The 4,579-nt window shown below is 70.5% G+C and carries 4 protein-coding genes; 2 read left to right on the forward strand and 2 right to left on the reverse strand.

The window, feature by feature from the left end:
* Positions 1-250: 250 nt before the first annotated feature.
* Together AOK09_RS34450 and AOK09_RS34455 are read right to left on the reverse strand one after the other, a co-directional pair.
* Positions 251-991 (reverse strand): cupin domain-containing protein, encoded by a 741-nt coding sequence (locus AOK09_RS34450; RefSeq protein ID WP_157876156.1) that lies wholly within the window; start codon positions 989-991, stop codon positions 251-253.
* Between the two features lie 44 nt (positions 992-1,035).
* A complete protein-coding gene (locus AOK09_RS34455) occupies positions 1,036-2,235 on the reverse strand; it encodes a cytochrome P450 (RefSeq protein ID WP_055591143.1) in 1,200 nt (399 codons plus the stop codon).
* A gap of 514 nt (positions 2,236-2,749) precedes the next feature.
* On the opposite strand from AOK09_RS34455, the gene AOK09_RS34460 reads away from it, so the two are divergent.
* Positions 2,750-2,962: an MbtH family protein gene (locus tag AOK09_RS34460; protein WP_055591144.1), complete on the forward strand. Its 213-nt coding sequence runs from the start codon at positions 2,750-2,752 to the stop codon at positions 2,960-2,962.
* 263 nt (positions 2,963-3,225) lie between these two features.
* On the forward strand, positions 3,226-4,579 hold a 1,354-nt coding region (locus AOK09_RS34465), incomplete at its 3' end, for a condensation domain-containing protein (RefSeq protein WP_245687610.1).

The raw sequence follows: 4,579 nt of genomic DNA on the forward strand, positions 1-4,579 counted from the left end.
GCCGCTGGGAGGGTGGGTGGGCCGAGGCCCGGGCCGGGCGAGGCAGCGGACGTGACGAGCGGGTGGTCGTGGGGTGGGGTCGTCGGCGCCGCGTGCAGGGCTGCGACGGGGCCGTCGGACCGGCGCGGGAGGACATGACGGCACGGAGACGCCGCAGGGGCTCGCGGCGAAGCGCGAGCCTCTGCGGCGTCTCCGTGCCTGCCGGCGGCGGTCCCGGTCTGCCGGCTGCGGACGCCGGCCGGGGACGGGCTCAGGCGTCCCGGCGGCCCTGGCGTACCAGCTGCGTCAGCTGGTCCAGCAGACCCAGGTGCATCCGGTCGCCGGTCTCGGTCAGGAAGTGGCGGACCAGCGTCTCGTTGTCGTCGGAGACGTAGTTGCCGGTCACCGCCACCGTCGGCCCGGCGTTGGTCACCCGATGGCACCAGCCCGACGGAACCTGGATCAGGTCGCCCGCCTTCTGGACGACGGTGACGACCTCCCTGCTCGCCGACACCCCGGGCTGGTCCAGCATGCCGGGCGGCAGGACCTCCCGGTCCACCGCGAGGGCCGGCGGCTGGATCTCCCAGTGCTTCTCGCCCTCCAGGACGATGTTCCAGGCCGCGCTGTTCACCACGTCCAGATGCAGCTTGCTGCCGGTCCCGGTGCCCCCGACGAAGAGCCAGAACCAGGGATTGACGTCGTTCCCCGGATGCAGCAGCCAGCTGTCGATCCCCATGTACTCATAGATCGCCCTCTCCAGCTCCGGGAGGACGCCCCCCAGGTAGTGGTTCCGCAGATAGCCGCAGTCGGCCCCCGAGCGGAACCGCTCGTGGAAGCCGCGCACGGTCGTCTCCACGTCCGGTTCCGCGCCCCCGTGCGGCGTGACCGGACGGTCGCTGCTCGCCAGGTAGTCGGAGATCGAGCGGACGATGTCCCCGTACACCGGGGAGTCGGCCATGCTGCGCAGCGTGGGAACCTGGACCTGTACGGCGTCCTGCGTCGACGGACTCACGGCGGTGGCACCCCTCTCACCGGGCGGTCTGCCCGGGTACGACGTCAGATGGTGAGCTTGACCGGAAGGCGCTCGGGCCCGTTGACGACGATGGAGTCGAGAAGCTCCGGCTCGCCGTCTGGTTCGACGTGGATGGACCGGCGCAGCAGCTCGTTGTAGAGGAGCCGCAGTTCGACCCGGGCGAGCATGCTGCCCAGGCAGAAGTGCTCACCGAAGCCCAGCGCCAGGTGCCGGTTGGGCTGCCGGCCGATGTCGAAGCGGTCGGGCTCGTCGAAGACCTCTTCGTCGCGGTTGGCGGAGGGCAGCCAGAAGGTCACCAGGTCTCCGGCCTCGATGGCCCGGCCGCGGATCTCGGTCGGCCGCACCGCGGTCCGCATGATGTGGGTGGCGGTGGACGTCCAGCGGAGGATCTCCTCGACGGCCCCCGGCAGCAGCGCCGGGTCCTCCGACAGCCGCTGCCACTGCTCCGGGTTCTCCAGGAGCGCCAGCATGCCGCCCGCGGCGGCGATACGGGTGTTCTCGGTGCCGCCGACGAGCAGGTTGTTGCAGTTGAGAATGACGTCCTCGGCACCCAGCGGCTCGCCGTCGACGGTCGCGGTGGCCAGCACACTCACCAGGTCGTCGGCGGGATGTGCGGCCTTGGCGGCCTGCAGCTCCTCGAAGTACCCCAGGATGTCCAGGTGGGCGAACCTGCGGGTGAGCGGGTCGCCGGCGCCGAACGCCTGGCTGGTCAGGGTGTACAGCCGCTCCCAGTCGGAGCTGGGCACCCCCATCATCCGGCAGATGACGTACAGCGGGACCCGGGCGGCGATGTCCGCCACGAAGTCGCAGCTCTCCCGCTGGAGGGCCTGCTCGACGACGCTCTCGGCGACGTCCTGCATCTCCTGCTCCAGCGCGCGCACCGAGCGCACGGCGAACCACCCGTCGACCAGCCCTCTGAGCTGGCGGTGCCGGGGCGGGTCGGTGAGGGCCAGGGTGCGCCCGCCGCCGGGGTCCGCCCCGTGGTCGGCGGGCCGCAGCAGGATCCCCTGGGCGGAGCTGAAGGTCTCCGCGTCACGGTAGGCGGCACGAATGTCGTCGTACCTGGTCAGCGCCCAGAAGGCGGGCAGCTCGGTGGCCTGGTGGCGGTGTACCGGGTCGTTGGCGCGCAGCCATCGCCACTGGGCGAACGGATCGCCGTGCGAGTAGAGCTTCGGATCCACCAGATTGATGTGCGGCGGTTGCTCGGCCGGATCACTGGGCATGCGGGCGCCTCACAGGTCTGCTCGAATTCGAGACCAGGAACGCGGCGAATGCCGGGGCGGTACATCGGCATGCAGCACCAGCGGAGTGCCCGTCGCCTCGAATCCATGCGCCTTCGCGCGGACGCGCGCGCAGGTGGCATTCCTGGGATTACGGGTCACGCTCGCACGGTGCGTTCGGGACCGTCAAGATCGGGCCCGGCGGTGTTCAACTGGCGCGATGACGCAGTTGAACTCCGGGACGGGCCGGCGCGGCCGGTCATCAGGGGGTTTTCGGCCGGTGCCGGTGCGTCGCATGCAGAACATTGATCAACAAAGCCGGCTTGAGTCATAGTGGATCGCCGCAGTGCCGTGGTGCCCCATGACGCGGGCGCAGTGGCGCAGGGTGGTACCGGGGGATTCCACCGGCCCGTCGGGCCGGGGGCGATACCGCCATACGCGCTCCGGCGGGCGGAATGATTTTTCTGATTCCCCGTACCGATGCGTCCAAACCGCCAACCGGAGGAAGGACAGCTCGATGACGAATCCGTTCGACGACCCTGACGCCAACTACCTGGTCCTGGTGAACGACGAGGGTCAGCATTCCCTCTGGCCTGTCTTCGTGGACGTCCCCGCCGGCTGGCGGACGGTTTTCGGGGAGGCCGGTCGCCAGGAGTGCCTGGACTACATCGAGAAGTCCTGGACCGACATGCGGCCCAAGAGCCTGATCGAGGCCATGGAGGCCAAGTAGTCCGCACCGCACGGCACTTCCCGGGGGCGGACGGAAGACACGGCCCAGTGCCCGCTTCGGTGACGCCGGCCCGGGGCCCCGGACCCGGCGCCCCGGGCCGGCGTACGAGGTCCGGAGTCCGGAGGGCGCGGGTCGCCCAGAAGATGTGAATCACCAGGTCACAGTTTTGGTCGTGGAGAGCTGGGCGGTAATGCGGCGTGCCCTGAGGGAGGCAGTCCCCTGCTGTTCCAGTCGAGTGAGTCAAACGATTGGAGTGTGCGGGAATGGCTGCATCTGAGGACCGGCTCCGGGAACTGATGGCCGGCCAGCTCGCCATCTGGTACGCACAGCAGCTCGCCCCTGACAACCGGAGCTTCAGCATCTCCGAGTACCTGGAGATCCACGGTCCCGCGGACCCCGAACTCCTCGTGCGGGCCGCAGAGCGCAGGATCGAGGAGGCCGAAGGGCTCCGGCTGCGCATCCGGGTGATCGACGGAACCCCCCGGCAGTACGTCCACGACGCCACCGACTACCCCGTGGCCGTCGTCGACGTCAGTGCGGAGGCCGACCCCCGGGCTGCCGCCGAGGAGTGGATGCGCGCGGACCTGGCCCGGCCGCTCGAACTGGACGGCGGCCCGCTGTCCGCGACAGCCGTCATCCGGGTCCGGCCGGACCTCTACTTCTGGTACCAGCGCGTCCACCACCTCGCCATGGACGGCCAGGGCGGCCTGGTGCTCGCGACCCGCGGCGCCGAGATCTACACCGCACTGGCCGAGGGCCGCCCGCTGGAGGACGGCGCCCTGGAGCCGGTGTCCGTGCTGCTGGACGCCGACCGCGCCTACCGGGACTCCGACGACCACCGGGCCGACCAGCAGTACTGGCACGAGGTCCTGCGCGACCTCCCCGAGGCCGTGACGGCGGACGAGAGCCGCGCGCAGCGCTCCCAGCACGAGCCGCTGCGGTTCGCCGACGGCATCGGCGCGGAGGAGTCCGCCGGCCTCAAGGCAGCCGCCCGCCGGCTGAGGACCAGTCTCCCCGGGCTGCTGATCACCGCCGCGGCCGTCTATGAGCACCGGATCACCGGGAAGCGGGACGTGGTGGTCGGCCTCCCCGTACGCGCCCGCTCCGGGCCCCGGGAGTTCGGCATCCCCGGCATGACCTCCAACCTCCTCCCGATCCGGCTGACGATCGGCCCGCAGACCACCGTCGCGGACGTCGTGCGGCAGACCTCCCTGGCGGTCCGGGACGGCCTGCGCCACCAGCGCTACCGGTACGAGGAGATGCGCCGCGACCTGAGGATCGTCGACGGCAGCCTCTTCGGGCTGCAGATCAACGTCATGTCCTTCGGCTACGACCTGCGTTTCGGCGAGTACCGCGCCACCGCGCACAACCTGTCGACCGGTCCCGTGGACGACATCCGGATCGACGTCTACGACAGGTCCGGAACCCAGATCAATGTCGATGTGAACCCGGACGTCCACGACCTGGCCGCGGCCCAGGACGTGTCACGCCGATTTCTGCGGGTGCTGAACTGGCTCGCCGCCAGTGAGCCCACGGCCCTTGTGGGCCGCGCCGAGCTCCTGGATGCGGGTGAGTTGGGGCGGGTGGTGTCGGGGTGGAATGACACGGGGGTGGAGG

The sequence above is a fragment of the Peterkaempfera griseoplana genome (genome assembly GCF_001418575.1).
In the GTDB taxonomy this organism is placed as follows: domain Bacteria; phylum Actinomycetota; class Actinomycetes; order Streptomycetales; family Streptomycetaceae; genus Peterkaempfera; species Peterkaempfera griseoplana.